General features: G+C 73.1%; 13 protein-coding genes. 4 read left to right on the top strand and 9 right to left on the bottom strand.

Translation table 11 applies throughout. The features are described 5' to 3' along the window. Window positions 1-52 precede the first annotated feature (52 nt). Window positions 53-676 (top strand): TetR/AcrR family transcriptional regulator, encoded by a 624-nt coding sequence (locus AB0J86_RS00230; protein WP_363850110.1) that lies wholly within the window; start codon window positions 53-55, stop codon window positions 674-676. 210 nt (window positions 677-886) lie between these two features. Here the strand turns inward: AB0J86_RS00230 and AB0J86_RS00225 are convergent, their stop codons facing one another. The 4 genes from AB0J86_RS00225 to AB0J86_RS00210 all read right to left on the bottom strand — a co-directional run bounded on the left by AB0J86_RS00225 (window position 887) and on the right by AB0J86_RS00210 (window position 5,615). Continuing rightward, a complete protein-coding gene (locus tag AB0J86_RS00225; RefSeq protein WP_363850108.1) occupies window positions 887-1,081 on the bottom strand; it encodes a DUF397 domain-containing protein in 195 nt (64 codons plus the stop codon). Then, window positions 1,072-1,881, bottom strand: a complete 810-nt coding sequence (locus tag AB0J86_RS00220; protein ID WP_363850105.1) for a helix-turn-helix transcriptional regulator — start codon at window positions 1,879-1,881, stop codon at window positions 1,072-1,074. The genes AB0J86_RS00225 and AB0J86_RS00220 overlap by 10 nt, the downstream gene beginning before the upstream one ends. A gap of 279 nt (window positions 1,882-2,160) precedes the next feature. Next, complete coding sequence (gene helR / locus AB0J86_RS00215) at window positions 2,161-4,305, bottom strand: RNA polymerase recycling motor ATPase HelR (RefSeq protein ID WP_363851547.1); 2,145 nt, start codon at window positions 4,303-4,305, stop codon at window positions 2,161-2,163. A 206-nt stretch (window positions 4,306-4,511) separates the two neighbouring features. Next, the gene (locus AB0J86_RS00210) at window positions 4,512-5,615 is read right to left on the bottom strand and encodes an FAD-dependent oxidoreductase (protein WP_363850103.1); all 1,104 of its coding nucleotides are present in this window, start codon (window positions 5,613-5,615) and stop codon (window positions 4,512-4,514) included. 107 nt (window positions 5,616-5,722) lie between these two features. Here AB0J86_RS00210 and AB0J86_RS00205 point away from each other — a divergent pair, with 107 nt between their 5' ends. Then, complete coding sequence (locus tag AB0J86_RS00205) at window positions 5,723-6,067, top strand: helix-turn-helix domain-containing protein (protein ID WP_363850100.1); 345 nt, start codon at window positions 5,723-5,725, stop codon at window positions 6,065-6,067. A gap of 116 nt (window positions 6,068-6,183) precedes the next feature. Here AB0J86_RS00205 and AB0J86_RS00200 read toward each other — a convergent pair whose 3' ends face one another. Beyond that, on the bottom strand, window positions 6,184-8,238 hold the full coding sequence (locus AB0J86_RS00200; protein WP_363850097.1) for a SpoIIE family protein phosphatase: 2,055 nt from the start codon (window positions 8,236-8,238) through the stop codon (window positions 6,184-6,186). Between the two features lie 252 nt (window positions 8,239-8,490). On the opposite strand from AB0J86_RS00200, the gene AB0J86_RS00195 reads away from it, so the two are divergent. After that, window positions 8,491-12,861 (top strand): HAMP domain-containing protein, encoded by a 4,371-nt coding sequence (locus tag AB0J86_RS00195; protein ID WP_363850094.1) that lies wholly within the window; start codon window positions 8,491-8,493, stop codon window positions 12,859-12,861. Window positions 12,862-12,916: 55 nt separating this feature from the next. Continuing rightward, window positions 12,917-13,471 carry a response regulator gene (locus tag AB0J86_RS00190; RefSeq protein WP_363850092.1) on the top strand — a complete coding sequence of 185 codons (555 nt, stop codon included), beginning with the start codon at window positions 12,917-12,919 and terminating at the stop codon, window positions 13,469-13,471. An 82-nt stretch (window positions 13,472-13,553) separates the two neighbouring features. Here AB0J86_RS00190 and AB0J86_RS00185 read toward each other — a convergent pair whose 3' ends face one another. From AB0J86_RS00185 to AB0J86_RS00170, 4 genes are all read right to left on the bottom strand, one after another. Beyond that, window positions 13,554-15,080 carry a hypothetical protein gene (locus tag AB0J86_RS00185; protein WP_363850090.1) on the bottom strand — a complete coding sequence of 509 codons (1,527 nt, stop codon included), beginning with the start codon at window positions 15,078-15,080 and terminating at the stop codon, window positions 13,554-13,556. Window positions 15,081-15,175: 95 nt separating this feature from the next. Then, complete coding sequence (locus AB0J86_RS00180) at window positions 15,176-15,577, bottom strand: hypothetical protein (protein WP_363850087.1); 402 nt, start codon at window positions 15,575-15,577, stop codon at window positions 15,176-15,178. Then, window positions 15,574-19,536, bottom strand: a complete 3,963-nt coding sequence (gene eccCa, locus AB0J86_RS00175) for a type VII secretion protein EccCa (RefSeq protein WP_363850085.1) — start codon at window positions 19,534-19,536, stop codon at window positions 15,574-15,576. The genes AB0J86_RS00180 and eccCa overlap by 4 nt, the downstream gene beginning before the upstream one ends. Continuing rightward, on the bottom strand, window positions 19,533-20,882 hold the full coding sequence (locus tag AB0J86_RS00170; RefSeq protein WP_363850083.1) for a hypothetical protein: 1,350 nt from the start codon (window positions 20,880-20,882) through the stop codon (window positions 19,533-19,535). The genes eccCa and AB0J86_RS00170 overlap by 4 nt, the downstream gene beginning before the upstream one ends. Window position 20,883: the final 1 nt, after the last annotated feature.

Raw genomic sequence — 20,883 nt, 5'->3', positions numbered from 1 at the left:
CATTTATCTAGAGTCCAACTCTAGAGTTCGACTCTAGATATAGACTCCAACCGTGACGCAGGTCAAGGGGAAGCGCGCCGAGAAGAGCCGACAGACGCGGCGGAAGATCATCGAGGCGGCGCGCGAGCTGTTCCTGGAGCGGGGGTACGCGGCGACCGCGCTCCAGGACATCGCCGACCGGGCCGGCGTGGCGGTACAGACGATCTACTTCGCGTTCGGCAACAAGCGGACGGTGCTCAAGGAGTTGGGCGACGTCACCATCGCCGGCGACGACGAGCCGGTCGCCACGGTGGACCGGCCGTGGTTCCGCGCGGCGCTCGCGGCCGGCACCGCCGAGGAACAGCTCCGCCAACTGGTACGCGGCGCGGGCCAGATCCTCGACCGGGTCGCCCCGATGATGGAGGTACTGCGCACCGCCGCCACGGTCGAACCGGAGATCGCCGAACTCTGGCGGCAGGAGGTGGATCCCCGGTACACCGTCTACGCCACGGCGGCCGAGGCGCTGGTCGGCAGGCCGGACGCCCGCCCCGGGCTCACCGTGGAGCACGCCGCCGACGTGCTCTACGCGCTGCTCAGTCCCGAGCTGTACCTGGTGCTGGTCCGGGACCGGTCCTGGCCGCCGCAACGCTGGGAGGAGTGGGCGTACGACACCCTGCGCCCACAGCTGCTCGCCTAGTCACCGCCCGGTCACCGGCATCTTCGTCAGGTTCGACGGCCGCCTGGCGATCGGATGCCCTGGCACGCCGCCCTGGGCTGCCGCTCACGGCCGTCGCGTGCCACGCGGTGGCCCGGATGCTCGCGCCGGAGCGGTCGCGGCCGGACCGACCGCACCCGCCCGGCCCGAGGGCCGGGCGGGTCGCAGGAATCCGGGCCGCGCGGGCGAGGGTCAGGGGCGCCGGTGGTCGAGGTTCGCGACGAAGGCGCGCCACGCGGCGGGGGTGAAGGCGAGGTACGCGCCGTCGCGGTCCTTGCTGTCGCGTACGGCGACGAGGCCGGGCAGGTTGTCGGCCACCTCGACGCAGTTGCCGCCGCTGGCGCCGCTGCGGGTGGACTTGCGCCAGACGGCGCCGGTCAGGTCCATGGCTGCACGATCTCCTTGATCAGGTCGAGCGACTGCCGGCGTGGCAGGGCTTCGTTCCGCAAAGTCTCCCACCTGGCCAGCAGGGTGGCTACGTCCTCGGTGCGCTCGACGATGGTCCCGTTGAGCTGGTTCTCCAGGTGCCCGGTCCAGCCGCCGTCCTCCGCGCGGGCCAGCACGAACGGGCCGGAAAGTCCGATGTGGAGCCCGAGGCTGGCCGGGACGACGTGCACGCTGACCCGGGGACGCTCGGCGAGCGCGACCAGGTGCAGCAGCTGGGCCGCCATGATCTCCGCGAAGCCGTCGGCGAAGCGGCGCAGCGCCAGCTCGTCGAGCACGGCGATGACCTGCGGCGGGTCCTCCCGCTCCAGGATCTTCTGCCGCTCCATCCGCACCGCGACGAGCCGCTCCACCTCCGCCTCGGAGAGGGTCACGTCGCCACGGAGCACCGCGCGGGCGTACTCCTCGGTCTGCAACAGCCCCGGGACCAGGTTCGGCTCGAAGCAGCGCAGTTGGGTGGCGGTCCGCTCGGAGTCCAGCCACGGGCGGAACCAGGTCGGCTCGGCCTCGCGCTTGGCCAGTTCGAGCAGGGCCATGAAGAGGCCGCCGGTCTCCAGCGCCCTGTCCGCCCGGGTCAGGTAGACCTCGTCGGGCGCGCGGTTGCCCAGCTCGATCGCGGAGACGTGCGAGCCCGAGTAGTTAATCAGTTTGCCGAATTCCTCCTGGGTGAGTCCGGCCGCTAGGCGCAGCCGCCGTAATTGCTTGACGATCAATTCCCTCGCCGGTACGCGTGTCTTCTCCACAGCTCCTCCAAAATCTCGCGCTATTGCCCAATCGCGCTCCTCTTGGTGTGTGCGGCTCGCGATCTCCGCTGTTGGAGGAGCGTGTGACTTCCGACGGTAGTGGGCTGGTGACCAGAATGGAAAGAGGCAATTGGAGGTTGCTGGGTTCGCGAATAATGGAGGTCCAGATTGTTACGTGGCGGTGCGGAATCCCGCTCCGGCGACGGGAAAGGTGTCGGTTCGAATGAGTGGTGGTAACGGCGAAGGCAGCTGTATTGGTCGCGTGGGCGAGCGGTGGGGTCAGGGCCGGGTGAGGAGGACGAGTCGCTGGGTGGCCCGGGTCATCGCGACGTACCGGTCCACGGCACCCTCGATCCCCGCGCCGAAGTTCTCCGGCTCGACGAGGACGACCAGGTCGAACTCCAGCCCCTTGGCCAGCTCCGGGGTGAGCGACCGGACGCGGGGCCGGGCCTGGAACTCGGCGTCGCCGATGACGCAGGCGGTCCCCTCGGCGTGCGCGGCGAGCCAGGCGTCGAGGATCGAGTCCAGCTCGGTCACCGATCCGCGTACCACCGGAATTCCGCTGCTCCGGATGGAGGTCGGCACGTTGGCGTCCGGGAGCACGGCCCGGATGACCGGCTCGGCCTCGGCCATGACCTCCGTCGGCGTGCGGTAGTTGATGGTCAGCGAGGCCAGCTCGATCCGGTCGAGCCCGACCCGTTCGAGCCGCTCCCGCCACGACTCCGTGAACCCGTGCCGGGCCTGGGCGCGGTCGCCGACGATGGTGAGGCTGCGCGACGGGCAGCGCAGCAGCAGCATCTGCCACTCGGCGTCGGTCAACTCCTGCGCCTCGTCCACGATGACGTGCGCGAACGGGCCGGCGAGCCGGTCCGGGTCGGCGGCGGGCGCCACGCTCTCGTCGACCAGCGACGTCCGCATGTCCTCGCCGTACAGCATGGTCATCAGGCCCTCGCCGTCGTCGTACGCCTGGGACGCGATCAGGTCCTCGACCACCCGGTCCATCCGCTCGCGCTGGACGGCGAGCGCGGCCTCCTGCCGGCGCCGGCGGCGGGACGCCTCCGGGTCGCCGAGCCGCTGCCGGGCCGCGTCCAACAGCGGCAGGTCGGAGACCGTCCAGGCCCGGGCGTCGGTACGCCGCAACGCCCGGGCCTCGTCGGCGCTGAGCCAGGGCGCGCACCTGCGCAGGTACGCGGGTACCGACCACAGGTCACCGACGAGGTCGGCCGCCTCGATCAGCGGCCACGCCCGGTTGAAGGCGGTGGCCAGTTCCCGGTTGCGCAGCAGCGACCGGCGGACCAGGTCCTCCGGCTCGTCGCCGTCGTACTTGGCCAGCAGAATCGCGACCAGCTCTTCCCAGACCTGGTCGCGCGCCTCGTTGTGCGGGGTACCGGGCTCCACCGCCTCGAACGCCTCGGCCCAGTCGTCGGCGCTCAGCCGGATCTCGACGTCGTCGGTCGAGACTGTCATGCCCTTCGCGGGCGGCTCCTCGTAGAAACGGACGGCCGTCTCGATCGCCCGCACCAGCGCCGCGGACGACTTCAGGCGGGCCACCTCCGGATCGGTCTCGATCGCCGCTGTGGCCCCCTCGGCGACGAGGTCCCGCAGCGTGCAGATCTGCACGCTCTCCTCGCCGAGGCTGGGCAGGACGTCCTCGACGTACGCGAGGTAGGGCTGGTGCGGGCCGATGAAGAGCACGCCGCCCCGGCGGTTGCGCAGGCGCGGGTCGGAGTAGAGCAGGTACGCGGCGCGGTGCAGCGCGACGACCGTCTTGCCCGTACCGGGACCGCCGTCGACGACGAGGGCACCGGCGGAGCCCGCGCGGATGATGGCGTCCTGGTCGGCCTGGATGGTGCCGAGCACGTCGCGCATCCGGGCCGACCGGTTGGTGCCGAGGCTGGCGATGAAGGCGGACTGGTCGTCGAGCGCCGCGTGCCCCTCGAACCCGTCCGGGGTGAAGACCTCGTCCCAGTAGTCGGTGATCCGGCCGCGGGTCCAGCGGTACCGGCGGCGGCTCACCAGCCCCATCGGGTTGGCGTGGGTCGCCCCGAAGAACGGCGCCGCCGCGGGGGAGCGCCAGTCGAGCAGCAGCCGGCGGCCCGCGCCGTCGGTGAGGCCGAGCCGCCCGACGTAGACCGGCTCGGCGCCGTCCGCGCCGACCATGCGCCCGAGGCACAGGTCCAGTCCGAAGCGGCGCAGCGCGCGCAGGCGGGCGGTGAGCCGGTGCACCTCCTGGTCCCGGTCCACCGCCTGCCGGCCCTTGCCCGCGGACGCCTTGCGCGCCGTGTCGAGGCGGTCCGAGAGGCTGGCGATCGACCCTTCGAGGCTCGCCGCGATGGCGGCGAAGTGCCGTTCGTCGTCGGCGATCAGCCTCGGGTCGTCCTTCCCGGCGAGATTGTCGGGGAGATCAAACGCGCTGGTGGTCAGCGGACTCACGTCATCGGCTCCGATCTGAGGCCGCGCGTGGGTACGGCATACCGCGTACCCACGTTTCCGCAGGTGGTGGCCTCGGCCGACGATTGTGCGGCACGACCCGGGTCTTGCCGCAAGACCCGGGGTGCGCTATACGTTAAGAGTGGCGGGGAGTGTTACTCACTCCCCTTTTCTATTTCTGCTGGCCCCTGGAGGACGGCTCAGGCGGCGGCCGGTACGTCGAACAGCTCGCCGAACTTGTCGAGCAGCATGTCGCGGCCCTTGATCGCGGCGGCCTGCTCGGGCCCCACGACACCGGTCGGGAACTGGCCGGCCCCGCCCTCCGGACCGAGCGGCAGGATGATCGCGATCGGGCCCGGCTCGTACGCCTTGCGCTCGCCCTCGCCGGTGATCTCGGCGGCGAGGTTCGCGGCGACCAGCTGGCCCTGCGCGCCGGCCCAGCCGGCCATGTTGCGGTCGGCGTTCGAGATGTCGCCGATCGCGTAGACCCGCTCCGCGCCGTCCACCCGCAGGAACTCGTCCACCCGCAGGTAGCCGTGCTCGTCCCGGGCCTGGGCGAGCGAGCCGCGCAGGTAGCCGGTCTGGAGGCTCACCCCGTAGCAGCGGAACCAGATGTCGGCGGTGATCGTGTCGCCGGCCTCGGTGGTGATGCTGACCGGGGCGGCGACGCCCGGCGGCACCTCGGGCAGGGCGTGGATCGGGCTGCCGAGGACCAGCTCGACGCCGAGCTTGTCGAGCTGCCGGCGCAGCTCGTCGCGCAGCTCCTGCTCGTACGGGCCGGAGAGGATGTCCGGGTTGACGTCGACCAGGGTGACCCGCTTCTCCGGGAACGCGGCCTTGATCTCGCCGCTCAGCTCCAGTCCGGCCGGTCCGGCGCCGATCAGCAGGACGTGCCCGGCGCCGCGCAGCTCGTCGTGGTTGGCGCGGAACTTGGCCCGGGCCGTCGCCGTTTCCGGCTCGTCGCTCTTGTGCGGGAACGGGTACGACGAGCCCGTGGCCAGGACCAGGTAGTCGGGCTCCAGCTGCTCGCCCGAGGCGAGCGTGATCCGCCGGCCGTCGACCGCCACGGCCCGGTCGCGCAGGAAGCGCCCGTGGCGCAGGAGCTGGCTGTACGGGAAGAAGATCCGCTCCAGCCACTCGGGCTGTACGAGCGCGCGCAGCGAGGCGACGTTGTGGTGGAACGCCTCGGACGGGTCGACCAGGGTCACGTCGGCGACCTGGTCCAGCCCCTTGGCGGCGTAGATGCCGCCGTAGCCGCCGCCGAGGACCACCACGGACGGCCGGGTGCCGGTGCTCTCACTCATCAAGCTCTCCAGTTTCAGTCTGGCTGCGACTACTAGTTCGCGTGCAGCACGGTCGACCGTAGCAACTTCGAGAATGCTAGCGGCAATTCCCGAGCTAGCATGAGAGCGTGACTACCACCACTGCGCGGCCCGACCCGGAGACGTGCGTACGCGCCGAGCCCGCGCTCGTCAGCGCGTTCACGCTGCTCGGCAAGCGCTGGAGCGGCTCGATCCTGGAGGTGCTGCGGCACGGCCCCATCGGCTTCCGCGAGATCTCGCGCGCGGTCGACGGGGTCAGTGACTCGGTGCTCGCCGATCGGCTCGCCGAACTGGCCGAAAAGGGACTTGTCGCCCGTACGGTCGAATCCGGCCCGCCGGTCGGCGTGACGTACGAGCTGACCCGGGGCGGGCGGGAGCTGCTACCGGCGCTCGACCAACTCGCCCGCTGGGCCGACACCCACCTGCGCGACTAAGCCCCTGCCCCGCCAGCCCCCGTCGATCATGGAGTTGTGGCGGGGGCAATTGGGGCGAACTGGGCTATTTTGCCGACCACAAGTCCATGATCGACGGGGCGGACGGCGGGGGCGGGTCAGCCGTGGTCGTTGCGGAGGACCAGGATGGCGATGTCGTCCCGGGGCGACTCGACCGAGAAGTTGATCGCGGTCGACCGCAGCCGGGCGGCCATCACGTCGGCCGAGTAGCCGGCCAGCGGCGCCGCCGCGTCGCGCAGCCGGGCCGTGCCGAACAGCTCCCGGCCGCGCCGCCGCTCGGTGACCCCGTCCGTATAGAAGATCAGCGCGTCGCCGGGGCCGAGCGGCACGTCCGACGCGGGCGAGGTGATCGAGTCGAGCAGGCCCAGCGCCGTGCCGCCGGTACCGACGAACGAGGCCCGGCCGTCGCCGCGGACCAGGACCGGGCGGTCGTGGCCGGCGAGGTGCAGCTCGACGTCGAGCCGACCGTCCGGGCCCGGCGCCACCGCGGCCAGCGCGAGCGTGCAGTACCGGCCACCGCCCCGCTCGACCAGCGTGGCGTTGAGCCGGGCCAGCGCCTCCGGCAGCGGCTTGCCGTCGCCGACCAGCACCCGGATCACGTCCCGGACCAGCCCGGTCACCGCGGCGGCCTGCACGCCCTTGCCCGAAACGTCGCCGACCACCACCAGCCAGCGGCCGTCGGGCAGCGGCACCACGTCGTAGAAGTCCCCGCCCACCTCGGCGTCGTCGCCGGTCGGCACGTACTCGGCGGCGAAGCCGATGCCGTCCACCACCGGCAGCACCGGCGGCAGCAGCGACTGTTGCAGCGTGTGCGCGACCCGCCGGCGCTCGGCGTGGATGCGGGCGTTCTCGATCGCCAGCGCCGCCCGCCGGGCCACGTCCTCCAGCACCGCGATCTCGTCCGGGTCGTGCCGGTGCCTCAGGTGGCGGCCGACCGCGAGCGTGCCGAGCCGCTGCCCGCGCGCGACCAGCGGTACGGCGATGCCGTCCATCTGACCGACGATCGGCACCTGCGAGCCGGTACGGGACGCCTCGCGCAGCCGCGTCAGCACCGCCTCGGGCCCGCTCTCCTCCAGCACCTTGTGCAGCTCCGGCAGCATCGACTCGTCCGCGTGGGTGGCCGCCGCGAGCTTCAACCGGCCCCACTCGTCGGTGATGTGCACCGCGCACCACTGCCCGAGCCGGGGCACCACGAGCTGCGGGATCAGCGCCATCGTCAGCTCGACGTCGAGGGACTGGGCGAGCAGCTCGCTCGCCTCGGCCAGGAACGTCAGCCAGGTCTGCCGGCGTACGTCGACCCGGCGCAGCCGGTCGTTCTCCAGGTGCAGCGAGAGCCGCTCGGCCATCAGCTCCGCCAGCGGCTGGGCGTACCCGGACGGTGCCGCGTCCAGCTCCAGCTCGCCCACGTACGGGCGGTGCACGGTCAGCGGCACCCGGAGCAGGTCGTCGCCGGGGCGGGGCTGGCGACCGTACCGGGCCAGCAGCTGCGCGCCGTTGCCGTCGCCCCGGTCGAGGCGTACCGCCCCGCCGGCCGCGCCCAGCAGCTCGGCGACCCGGGCGAGCAGGTTGCCGGCGAAGTCGGGCAGCGGATCGTCGGCGTACGGGTCGGGCGCCGCGTGCATCAGCGCGTTGAGCGCCCCGGCGCTGGGCAGGTCCCCGGCGGGTGCCGGCTGCCCACGGTTCTCGCTCGGCGGGGTGGGCGGCAGACTGCTCTTTCGGTCGAGCCGGAACCAGACCCCCTTGCCGGTGGGCTGGTGGGTGGTGCCCCAGCGGCTGGCGAAGTGGTCCACCAGCAGCAGGCCCCGACCCCGCTCGGCCACCTGGGAGATGTCGGTGAGGTCGTTGCGCGGGCGGGCGGCGACGTCGTCGATACGCCCGGCCGCGAAGTCCGAGACCGTGACGGTCAGCCCCGCCTCGTCCGCGACGACCTCGATGTCGAGTTCGGTACGAGCGTGCTCGACCGCGTTGGTGGAGAGTTCGGTGGTGAGCAGGAGCGCCTCGTTGAGCAGCTCGTCCAGGTGGGCCTCGGCCAGCACCGACCGGACCACCGCCCGGGCCGCCGCGGGCGTGCGCCGGTCGGCGGGAAGCCGTACCCGGCGGACATGTCCCTCTGTCCCGCTGCTGTTCGGCACGGGCCCCGCCTCCGCTGACACGCTTCGTATCCTCCACGCAGCGGACCATTGTTCCAAGCCGGCCAGCCGACCGCGTCGCCGGCCGTACCGTGGCGGCGGGTGCCCGCCAGTCCGGCTCGGCTCCGGTGGGCCCGGTCGGGTGGTTCTCGACCCGATGCCCGATACCCAGCTCAGCGCGGGGGTCGATTCGGCCGGGTGAAGGCACAATGATGGGAATGCCGGCCGGCGCGCGGGTCGGCGCGACGTGCTACCTCCCCGAGCAAGCGAGGAACGATGACCACGGCGAACCAACTGCCTGCCGCGGAACAAACCGCCTCAGACGACGCGATCCTGCTCGGCGAACTCGCTGACGCCCTCCGACGGGTGCGCCGAGGCGAGTTCAAGGTACGACTACCCCGGCGCTCCGGGGCGGCCTCGGAGGTCGCCGACGCCTTCAACGACGTGGTGGCGCTGCTGGAGCGCCAACACCTGGACGTACGGCGGATCAGCCGGATCGTCGGCCGGGACGGTCGGCTGACCGAGCGGCTCGACGAGGAGGGGCTGGACGGCGCCTGGGTCGAGGGGCACCGGGCGATCAACTCGCTCGTCGACGACCTGGGGCGGCCGACCACCGAGATCGGCCGGGTCATCGTGGCCGTCGCCAACGGCGACCTGTCCCAGCACATGGCCCTGGAGATCGACGGCCGGCCGCTGCGCGGTGAGTACCTGCGCATCGGCCGCACGGTCAACACGATGGTGGACCAGCTCTCGTCCTTCTCGAACGAGGTGACCCGGGTCGCCCGCGAGGTGGGCACCGAGGGCGAACTGGGCGGCCAGGCCGACGTACGGGGCGTCGCCGGCACCTGGAAGGACCTCACCGACTCGGTGAACACGATGGCCTCGAACCTGACGTACCAGGTGCGGTCCATCTCACAGGTCTGTACCGCGATGGCGCGCGGCGACCTGAGCCAGAAGATCACGGTCTCCGCCAAGGGCGAGGTGGCCGAGCTGGCGCACACGATCAACTCGCTCACCGACACCCTGCGGCTCTTCGCCGAGCAGGTGACCCGGGTCGCCCGCGAGGTCGGTACCGAGGGGAAGCTCGGCGGCCAGGCCGAGGTGCCGAACGTCGCGGGCACCTGGAAGGACCTCACCGACAGCGTCAACTCGATGGCGTCGAACCTGACCGCCCAGGTGCGCAACATCGCCCAGGTCTCGACCGCGGTGGCCCGGGGCGACCTGAGCCAGAAGATCACCGTGGCCGCGCAGGGCGAGATCCTGGAGCTGAAGGACACCGTCAACACGATGGTGGACCAGCTGTCGTCGTTCGCCGACGAGGTGACCCGGGTGGCCCGCGAGGTGGGCATCGAGGGGAAGCTGGGCGGTCAGGCGCAGGTACGCGGCGTCTCGGGCACCTGGCGGGACCTCACCGAGAACGTGAACCAGCTCGCCGGCAACCTCACCTCGCAGGTGCGGAACATCTCGCAGGTCTCCACCGCCGTCGCGAAGGGCGACCTGAGCCAGAAGATCACGGTCGACGCGCAGGGCGAGATCCTGGAGCTGAAGCAGACCGTCAACACGATGGTGGACCAGCTGTCGTCGTTCGCCGACGAGGTCACGCGGGTGGCGCGCGAGGTCGGTACCGAGGGGAAGCTGGGCGGTCAGGCGCAGGTGAAGGGGGTCTCCGGTACCTGGCGGGACCTGACCGACAACGTGAACTCGATGGCGTCGAACCTGACCTCGCAGGTGCGGAACATCGCGTCCGTGACCACGGCGGTCGCGAAGGGCGATCTGTCGCAGAAGATCACGGTCGACGCCCGGGGCGAGATCCTGGAGTTGAAGTCGACGGTGAACACGATGGTGGACCAGCTGTCGTCGTTCGCCGACGAGGTCACGCGGGTGGCGCGCGAGGTCGGTACCGAGGGCAAGCTGGGCGGTCAGGCCCAGGTGCGCGGCGTCGCCGGTACCTGGCGGGACCTGACCGACAACGTGAACTCGATGGCGTCGAACCTCACCGCCCAGGTACGTAACATCGCCCAGGTATCGACCGCGGTCGCGAAGGGCGACCTGTCGCAGAAGATCACCGTTGACGCGCAGGGCGAGATCCTGGAGTTGAAGTCGACGGTGAACACGATGGTGGACCAGCTGTCGTCGTTCGCCGACGAGGTCACGCGGGTGGCGCGCGAGGTCGGTACCGAGGGGAAGCTGGGCGGTCAGGCGCAGGTGAAGGGCGTCTCGGGCACCTGGCGGGACCTGACCGACAACGTGAACTCGATGGCGTCGAACCTGACCTCGCAGGTGCGGAACATCGCCTCGGTGACCACGGCCGTGGCCCGGGGCGACCTCGGCCAGAAGATCACGGTGGACGCGCAGGGCGAGATCCTGGAGCTCAAGAACACCATCAACACGATGGTCGACCAGCTCTCGTCCTTCGCCGACGAGGTGACCCGGGTCGGCCGCGAGGTGGGCATCGAGGGGAAGCTGGGCGGTCAGGCGCAGGTGGTCGGGGTCTCCGGCACCTGGCGCGACCTCACCGAGAACGTGAACCAGCTCGCCTCCACGCTGACCACCCAGCTCCGCGCGATCGCGCGGGTCAGCACCTCGGTGACCCGCGGCGATCTCACCCAGCGGATCACCGTCCAAGCGCAGGGCGAGGTCGCGGAGCTGAAGGACAACATCAACCAGATGATCGTGACCCTGCGGGAGACCACCAAGAAGAACGCCGAGCAGGGCTGGCTCGACTCCAACCTGGCCCGGATCAGCGGTCTGTTGCAGGGCCAGCGGGACCTCGGCGAGGTCTGCCGCATGATCATGATGGAGGTCACCCCGCTGGTCGACGCGCAGCTCGGCGCGTTCTTCCTGGCCGACCGGGAGGAGGCGGTGCTGCGGCTGCGGCTGACCGCCTCGTACGGCTACGTGGCCCGGCACCACGACGTCACGTTCGGCCCCGGCGAGGGGCTGGTCGGGCAGGCCGCGCTCTCCCGGCGCACCATTCGGGTCAGCGCCCCCAGCGGCAACAAGCTCACGCTCCGCTCCGGACTCGCCGAGACACCCCCGGCCGACCTGGTCGTGCTGCCGGTGCTCTTCGAGGGCGAGCTGCTCGGCGTGATCGAGTTCGCCAGCGTGGCCGCCTTCTCCGAACTGCACCTGGCCTTCCTGGAGCGGCTGGTCGCCACCATCGGCATCGCGGTCAACACCATCCAGGCCAACCGGCGTACCGAGGAGCTGCTGGCCCAGTCCCAGCGGCTCGCGCACGAACTCCAGGAACAGTCCGCCGAACTCCAGCGCACCAACGCCGAACTGGAGGACAAGGCGCAGCTGCTCTCGGAGCAGAAGGGCAACATCGAGACCAAGAACCGCGAGATCGAGATGGCCCGGATCGGGCTGGAGGAGAAGGCGCAGCAGCTCGCCCGGGCCTCGGCGTACAAGTCGGAGTTCCTGGCGAACATGAGCCACGAGCTGCGTACGCCGCTGAACTCGCTGCTGCTGCTGGCCCGGCTGCTCGCCGACAACTCCGAGGAGAACCTGACCGAGAAGCAGATCGAGTTCGCCAAGACGATCCACAGCGCCGGGTCGGACCTGCTCCGGCTGATCGACGACATCCTCGACCTCGCCAAGATCGAGGCGGGTCGGATGGACGTCGAGCCGACCGAGGTGCGGTTCACCGAGATCCGCGGCTACGTCGAGCAGGCGTTCGCGCCGCAGGCCGAGGAGAAGGGGCTGGACTTCCAGGTACGCATCTCCCGGGAGCTGCCCGAGACGCTGGTCACCGACGCGCAGCGGCTCCAGCAGATCCTGCGCAACCTGCTCTCGAACGCGGTGAAGTTCACCGACAACGGGGCGGTGACGCTGCGGATCGCGCCGGCGCCGGAGAACGCGTACTTCGACGTGCCGGCGCTGGCGACGGCCCGGCAGGTGGTGGCGTTCACGGTGATCGACACCGGGATCGGGATCTCGGACGACAAGCTGTCGCTGATCTTCGAGGCATTCCAGCAGGCCGACGGCACGACCAGCCGGCGCTACGGCGGTACGGGGCTGGGTCTGTCGATCTCCCGGGACCTCGCCCGGCTGATCGGGGGCACGATCAGCGTCTCGTCCGCGCCGGGGCAGGGCTCCACCTTCACCCTGTACGTGCCGGACGTGCTCGGGTCGGCCCCGGTGGCGGCGCCGCTGCCGGTACCGGCGTCGCCGGCCCGGGGCGGCCTGCCGCCGCTGCTGCTGCCGACCGAGCCGGAGACCGAGGTACGGAACACGCCGGCCATGCGGCAGCTCGACGGTGCCACGGTGCTGATCATCGACGACGACGTGCGGAACGTCTTCGCGCTGACCAGCGCCCTGGAGCTGCACGGCATGACGGTGCTCTACTCGGACAACGGCTCGGACGGCGTACGGCTCCTCGCCGAGCACCCGGAGGTCGACATCGTACTGATGGATGCGATGATGCCCGATCAGGACGGGTACGAGACGACTCGGGCGATTCGCCGTAACCATCGCTTCGCCGACCTGCCGGTGGTCTTCCTGACCGCCAAGGCGATGCCGGGGGACCGGGACGCGGCGGTGGCGGCCGGGGCGAGCGACTACATCACCAAGCCGGTGGACCTGGACGAGCTGATCGAGCTGATGGCCGCCTGGGTCAACGGCACCGGACGGGAGATCACCGAGTGACGGACGACCGGACGGGAAGGGGCGCTGGCATGACCGGGCGGACGGGGGAGCGGCTGTGAGCGAGGTGGCGAAGGCCCTGCTGGTCGACGACCGGCGCGAGAACCTCCTGGCGCTGGAGGCGATCCTGCAGGGCCTGCCGGTCCGCTCGGTGGCGGTCGAGAGCGGCGAGGCGGCCCTCAAGCAGCTGCTGGTGGACGATTTCGCGGTCATCCTGCTCGATGCGCAGATGCCCGACATGGACGGCTTCGAGACGGCCAGCCACATCAAGCGGCGCGAGCGCACCCGGCACGTACCGATCATCTTCCTGACCGCCGCGGACCGGGACGCCCAGCTCGCCCTGCGCGGGTACGCGGTCGGTGCGGTGGACTACCTCACCAAGCCGTTCGACCCGTGGGTACTGCGCGCCAAGGTCTCCGTCTTCGTCGAACTCTGGACCAAGACCCGCCAGCTCAGCGCCCAGTCCGAGGCGGTACGCGAGCGCGAGGCCCGCTGGCGGGTGCTCTCCGAGGCGGTCGACGAGGCCACGACGCTGCTCCGCTCGGACGACCCGGACGGGCGGGCCCGGGCGGTCGAGGTGCTGGAGCAGGCCCGTTGGGGCTCACCGAGCTGACGACCAGGCACGGCCGGTCGCCCCGCGCGGCCGGTCCGCGCGACCGGCCCGACCGGCCCCATCAGCGCGACCGGCGCCGGGATCAGTACGACCGGGTGGCCGGCGCGCTGCACGCGGTGACGGTCAGGGTCGGGCGCTCGCCGATGCACGCCTTGAAGGTGACCTTGATCCCCTTCGGCAGCTCCAGGTCCCGGTCGACGCAGCTGCCCACCGCGTCGCTGTTCCACACCCGCCGCTCGTCGGTCGGTACGACGTCCGACCGGCTGTAGATGCCGATCGCCGAGAAGCCGTCCTTGCGCTCGTCGCAGACGATCAGATGCCCGTTCTGCGGCTGGAAGGTGACCCGGGCGGAGCAGTCCGGTTGCAGGCAGACCGTGGTCGGCGTACGCGGTTCGGCGGGTGTACGCGACGGGGTACGCGCCGGCGTCGGGCGGCTGGTCCGGGTGGGCGGGGCGGTCGGCGTCGCCCGGGTGGGCGTCGCCACGGGGGTGAGGGTCGGCAGGGCGCTCGGCGTGACCGGTGGCGGCGCGGCCGGTCCCGTGCCGGCCGGCTCCGTCACGGCCGACGTACCGGCCGCCGCCGGGGTGCGTCCGCCGGACGAGGAGCCGAGCACCGCGTAGACCACGCCGACCACGACGAGCACGATCGCCGCGCTCACGCCCGCGATCAGGTACGGGCCCCGCCGGTCGGGCGGCCGGGGCGAGCCGTCCAGCCCGACCGGACCCGGCTGAGGGCCCGACTCCGGAGCCGCGCCGGGCTCGGGTGCCGGGCCCAGACCGGGGATCATGGCCGCGGTCTGGTCCGCCCCGGTTCCGGCACCGGCACTTCCGTAGGCGAGGTAGGCCGGGTCGGGATCGGGGCCGGCACTTTCGTGGGCGAGGTAGGCGGGGACGGGATCGGGGTCGGCGGTTCCGTGGGTGAGGTAGGCCGGGCCGGGATCGGGGTCGGCGAAGTCCGGGTCGGCGGTTTCGTAGGCGAGGTAGGCCGGGCCGGGGTCGGCGGACCGGTCCGGGTTTGCCGGGCGGTGGCCGGGCAGCAGCGGCGGGAACTCCTGGGTCGGGGCGCGCAGGGCGCCCGCCGTACCGTCCGGCCCGAACCCGACCTCCGGCTCGCCGGCGGCGGCCGGGTACGCCGACGGATCCTCGTCGAGCCGATCGGCGGTCTCGCCCAACCGCTCCGCCAGCGCCGCCGCCGCCGGACGCGCGACCGGATCGGGCCGCAGGGCCTCGGCGACCAGGGACCAGAGCGGCTCGGGCACGGTCGCGGGCCGGGGCGGCGCCTCCCCCTGCGGGGTCAGCCCGCTGCCGAGCAGGTAGGCGAGGACGACGCCGACGCAGAAGACGTCGTCGGCCGGCGCCCAGCCGGCCGGGGCGGGGCCGGGCTCCGGCCCCGGATCGGGGTCGGTGAGCACCGGCGAGGCCGTACCGTCCGCCTCGTCCACGTCGACCAGGATGCTCTCGACCGGGCCCTGGACCCGCCCGTCGGCGTGCCGTTCGGCCAGCCGTTCGGCCAGCTCCCGGCCGAAGGCCGCGGCCGCACCGGGGGCCAGCGGCGCGTACCGCTCCAGGTAGGTCCGCATGTCCAGCCGCGTCGGCTCATGCCGTTCCATTCCCAACGCCTTCCTCGTCTCGTTTCTCATGCCGGCCCGCCTCGTCGATCTAGGGCAAATCGTGGTGATTGGAGATCAATCAACGGGGATTTGCCCTAGATCGGCGGGCGGGGGTGCGGGTGGGGTGCGGGTGGGGGTGGCCAGACGACGCCGCCGAGGCGTCGTACCAGCGCTCCGGCGAACCGGTACGCGAGCCGCACGGCGCGTTCCGGCGTGGCGGCGGCCCGGGCCTCGACCCACCAGACCGGGGTGGGTACCTCGACGCCCACCTCCGCGCCGAGCAGCCGGGTCACCTCGCCCGGCACCGTCACCATGAGCGGTTCCTCGATGCTGAGCAGCGGCCGGACGTGCTCCGGGTCGGCCGCGTCGCAGAGTTGCAGTACCGCCCTGCCGGCCGCCGGCAGCACCAGCAACTCCTCGCCCGCGGCGGCCATGGCGGCCAGCATCGCCGGTACGTCCGGGGCCGCCGGCAGCAGCGCTATCACGTCCCGGCTCACCGCTGTTCCCCGTCGACCGCGGTCTGCACCAGCCGCACCGGCTCGCCCCGCCGTACCCACCAGCCCCGGCCGGCCGGCTGTGGTCCCGCGTGGACGCCCGGGAAGAGCTGCCCCTCGGCGCGCTCGCCGGCCATCACCAGCCCGGTCGCGCCGTTCTCGCGCAGGGCGAGCAGGAACGGGTCGTACAGCGCCCGGGACGCGCCGGCCACGCGGCGGGTCACCACCACGTGCAGCCCGAGGTCCCGGGCCGCCGGCAGGTACGGCAGCAGCGCCTCCAGTGGGCGCTGGTTGGTCGCCGTGAGCAGGTCGTAGTCGTCGATGAGCACGACGATCCGGGTGTCGGTCGTACCGTCGGCCGGCGGACGCCCACCCGGGTCGTCCGGCACCCGCTTGGCGAGTTCCTTGGCGACCCCGACCGCCAGCGAGGCGCAGAGCCGGGGGTTGTGGCCGTACCCGCCGACGTACTCCTCCGGCGCCACGTCGCGCAGCAGCCCGCGCGGGTCCATCACCGCGAGCGCCAGCTCCTTGGCGGTGTACCGCTCGACCAGCCCGTGCGCGACCAGCCGCAACAGGTTCGTCTTGCCGCAGCCGTCGTCGCCGAGAACCAGCAGGTGCTGGTCGGTGCCGAAGAGGTCCAGCCCGACGGGGTGCAGCGCCAGCTCGTCCACGCCGATCGGCACCCGCACCGGCTCGCGGGCCGCGTCCGGCAGCAACCGGGCCGGCAGGCGGTGCGGCAGCACCCGTACCGCCGGGGCCGGCTCGCCGGGCCAGGCCCGACGTACCATCCCGGCGACCTGCTCGACCGCCTCGGTGAGCCCCGCCGTGGCCGTGACCCCGTCGATCCGGGGCAGCGCGACCTGGGCGAAGAGCTGGTCGGTGGTGAGCGCCCGCCCCGGCTGGTCGGTGCGGATGGTCTCGGCGAGCCGGCGCGCGATGGACGAGTCGCTCGGATCGCCGAGCCGCAGCTCCACCCGGCTGCCGAAGGTCGCCTGCAACGCGATCCGCACGTCGTTCCAGCGCAGCATCGTCGCGACCACGTGCACGCCGTACCCGCCGCCGCGTTGCAGCAGGTCGGCGACGAGCGGTTCCAGTTCCTCGAAGTCGTCGCGCAGCGCGCCGATGCCGTCTACCACCAGCAGCACGTCGGCGCTGGGCAGTTCGGCGACCTCGCCCCGCGCGTGGCGGGCGCGCAGCTGCTCGACCGAGTCGACGCCCAGCTCCCGGCAGAGCCGCTCGCGCTGCTCCAGCATGGCCCGGACCTCTTCGACGGTGCGCCGGACCCGCTCCCGGTCGCCCCGCCCGGCTACTCCGCCGACGTGCGGGAACGCGCCGAGCGCGCCGAGCCCGGAGCCGACCAGGTCCACGCCGTAGACCGCGACCTGGCGCGGCGTGTGCGTGAGGGCGAGCGCGGTGACCAACGTACGCAGCAGCGTGGTCTTGCCCGACTGCGGCCCGCCGATGACGGCGAGGTGGCCGCCCGCGTCGGTGAGGTCGAGCGCCCAGACGCCCTGCCGCTGCCGGGCCGGGTCGTCGACGAGCCCGAGCGGGATCCGCATCGGCGGGAGGTCGACGGCGAACGCCAGCCCGTCCGCGCCCGCGCGTACCGGCCCGGCCACCCGGTCGAGGGTGAGCAGGGCGGGCATCGGCGGCAGCCAGATCTGGTGCACGGGCCGGGCCGCCGCGGCGAGCTGCTCGATCACGACGCCCATGAGGGTGGCGCCGACCGAGCGTTCCGGCAGCTCCACCGGGACCTCGTCGTCGGCGCGGGCCGGGGCGTTGTACTGGCGGTACTCGCCGACCTTCGGCGCCTCCGGCACGGCCGGCAGGGGCCGGTCGGCGGGCGGGCGGTACCGGCCGGAGACGTAGCCGCCCTTGAACCGCTGGTAGATGGTGGTGTCCACCTTCAGGAAGCCGAACCCGGGCAGCGGCGGCAGGTGGAAGGCGTCCGGCGTCTCCAGCACCGTACGGCTCTCCGACTCGGAGAACGTCCGCAGCCCCAGCCGGTACGACAGGTACGCGTCCAGCCCCCTGAGCTTGCCGCCCTCGATCCGCTGGCTGGACAGGAGCAGGTGGATGCCGATGCTCCGGCCGATCCGCCCGATCGTGAGGAACAGCTCGATGAAGTCCGGCCGGGCGGTGAGCAGCTCGCCGAACTCGTCGATGATGACCAGCAGGTGCGGCAGTGGCGGCAGCTCGGGCCGCTCGGCGCGCAGCGCGTGGTAGTCGGCCACGTCGGCGATGTTGCCGCCGTCGCGCAGCACCTGCTGGCGGCGCTTGACCTCGCCGTCGAGGCTGGCGTACACCCGCTCGACCAGCCCCGCGTCGTCCTCCAGGTTGGTGATCACCCCGGCGACGTGCGGCAGCGAGCCGAAGGGCGCGAAGGTCGCCCCGCCCTTGTAGTCGATCAGCACCATCGCCACCCGCTCCGGCGGATGGGTCATGGCCAGCGCCAGCACCAGCATCCGGAGCAGCTCGCTCTTGCCGGAGCCGGTCGCCCCCACGCAGAGCCCGTGCGGGCCCATGCCGAGCTGCGCCGACTCCTTCAGGTCGAGCACCACCGGCCGGCCCTGGTCGTCCACGCCGATCGGTACCCGCAGGAAACCGCGCTCGCCGCGGTCACGCCACAGCCGCGGTACGTCGAGCCGGGCCGGGTCGTCGGCGCCGAGCAGCCCGACCACGTCCACCGGGCCGGCCTGGGTGTGCTCCTCGACCGAGTCGGGCGAGAGCCGCAGCGGGGCGAGCAGCCGGGCCAGCCCCTCGGCGAGCGCCGGCGTGACCGGGTCGACCCGGCCGGCACGCACCCCGGGCGCGGGCCCGCCCAACTCCTCGACCACGACCTCGGTACCGCCGACGGTGAGCCGCACCGCCACCTGGTCCGGCTCTCGCAGCCGGTCGGCGACCAGGTGCAGCACGGTGACGCCGAGCTGCCCGGCGGAGGTGGCCGGATCGGGCAGGGCCAGCTCCTGGGCGACCGAACCGTACGTGTCGTGCACCACCACCAGCCGGCGCATCCGCGCGGTACCGCGCCGGTCGCCCAGGTTGCGTCGCAGCTCGTCGACCTGCGCGGCGCGGCGGGTCAGCTCGTCGTGCAGCAGGATCCGCAGCGCCGCCGGGTCGGCCGCGATCCGGCGCAGCGGGACCGTCCCGTCCTGCCGCTCCGGGTCGAGCACGTGCGGCAGCCAGCGGACCCAGGCCCAGTCGCCCTCCCGGTCCGGCGGGTGCGCCAGGGCCAGCGCCACGTCGTCCGGCGCGTGCAGCGCGGCGAGCTGGCAGAGCAGCGCCCGCGCCGCGCGGAGCACGGATTCGCGCGGCCCGACGATGCTGACGTCCCCGGCCCGGTCCAGCGGCACCACCAGCGGCATCCCCGGGGCGCTGCCGAAGCGGCGTACCATCGCGCGCGCCTCGGCCAGCATGAACGGGTCGGTGGGCACCAGCGCGGTACCCCGGTCGGGCAGGTCGAGCCGCTGCACCGGTACGGTGCCGAGCCCGACCCGTACGGCGAGGAAGTCCGCGTCGCCGCGGCGCCGCTCCCACCGCCGCGCCGGGTCACGGACCAGGTCGAACAGCGCCTCCACCGACGGGTTGAGCAGCCGACCCCGGACCCGGGCGGCGCGCTCCTGCTCCGCGAGGCTCTCCCGCAGCTCCTCCAGGTAGTCGAGGTACCGCTCGCGCTGCTGCCGGCGGGCCCGCGCGGCCTGGCCCCGCTGGGAGAGCATCAGCAGCCCGCTCGCGGCCAGCGCGACGACCAGCACCAGCGCGCCGATCACGGCGAAGCCGCTGCCCCGGGAGAAGAGCATCATCGACAGCGAGCCGGCGATGCCGACCGCGGGCAGCAGCATGAGCAGGTTGGATCCGGCCTTGCCGTCGGGGAGCGTGGGCGGCGACTCCACCGGGCGCGGCGCGGTCTCGGCCGGTGGGCGGGTGGCGCGGGCCGGGCGATGGACGAGTCGGGTGGTCACCGGCGCTCACCGCAGGCCCGGGTCAGGGCGGCGCCCGCCACGCGCAGCACCGAGTCGACGGTCCGCTGGCTCAGCCGCCGGGGTTGCAGGGCGCCGCCGGTGGCGAGGCTGCGGTCGTACCCGACCCAGGTCGCGGGGGCGGCGGCGTCGTCGAGGGCCCGCAGGGTGGCGTCCCGGCGCAGCCCGCCGTCCGGGGCGTGCTCGACCAGCACCGGTACGGTCCGCCGCCACGTCTGAGGCCCCGCCCGGCCCACCCAGTCGAGGGCGGTACGCAGACCGTCCACGGTGGCCGGGATGGCCAGGACGAGCACGTGCGCCCGGTCGAGGTGCCCCGGCTCGGTCAGGGCGCCGTGCCCGCCGTCGACGACGGCGAGGCTGAAGAAGCGGGTCAGCACGGCGCTCGCCGTCCAGTAGTCGTCGACCCCGACGCCGGCCGGGCGGGGCAGGATGCTGAGCTGGTCGCGGGCCCGCACCAGCCGGGCGGCGCGCTCCACGTCGGGGTGGCGGCCCAGCTCGGCGACCTCCTGGTACGGCCAGACCGCCGCGTCGCTCAGCCGGAACGCCAGCGAGCCGTCGCCCCGGGTCACGTCCATGGTCAGCGTCCGCTCGCGGCGGTGGCCGAGGTACGCGAGGCCGAGCAGGGCGGCGAGGGTGGTGGCGCCGGCGCCGCCGCGTACCCCGCAGACCAGCAGCCGGCGGCAGGTGGTGACCGGCTGCACCACCTGGCGCAGGTCGTTGGCGACGGCGTAGGCGTCGGCGGAGGCGCTGGCGCCGAGGGCCCGCCGGGCCGCCCGGACGATGCCGCGCCGCACGCCGTCGCCGTGCGGCTGGCGCCGGACCAGCGCGTCGAGCGCGGACGGGCCGGCCGGGGCGGGCGGCCCGTCGGAGTACGGCACGAGCGGCGCCGGCCGCACCGGCACCGGGTACGCCGACGACGTCGGCACCGGCGCGGTCGCGGCGACGGCCGGCGGCGCGGGCGGTGCCACGGGTACGGGCGGCGGCGGTGCCACGGGAACGGGCGGCGGCGGTGCCGTGGCGGTCGCGGGCGGCGGTGCGGGGACGGGCGGCGGCGGTGCGACGGTCGCGGGCGGGTGGGCCGGTGGGCGGGGGAAGACCGCGGGCAGCGACTGTCCCGGTACCGGCGCGTGGCCCGAGGCGACCGGACGGACCGGTACCGTCGCGCGGCCCGACGCCGGCCGGTCCGGCGGTGACGTACCGTCCGGTGCCGGCGTGCGGTCCGGTGCCGGCGTGCGGTCCGGTGGTGTGGTCCCGTCCGGCCGGCCGGTCCGGGCCTCGGTGCCGCCGATGTCGGCCAGTACGTCGCTGTGCCAACCAGGCTGGTTCACC

The sequence above is a fragment of the Micromonospora sp. NPDC049559 genome, from assembly GCF_040676675.1.
Classification (GTDB): Bacteria; Actinomycetota; Actinomycetes; order Mycobacteriales; family Micromonosporaceae; genus JBFAPK01.
The sequence above is the reverse complement of the archived record's forward strand: the minus strand, read 5'-3'. Positions and strand labels throughout refer to the sequence as shown.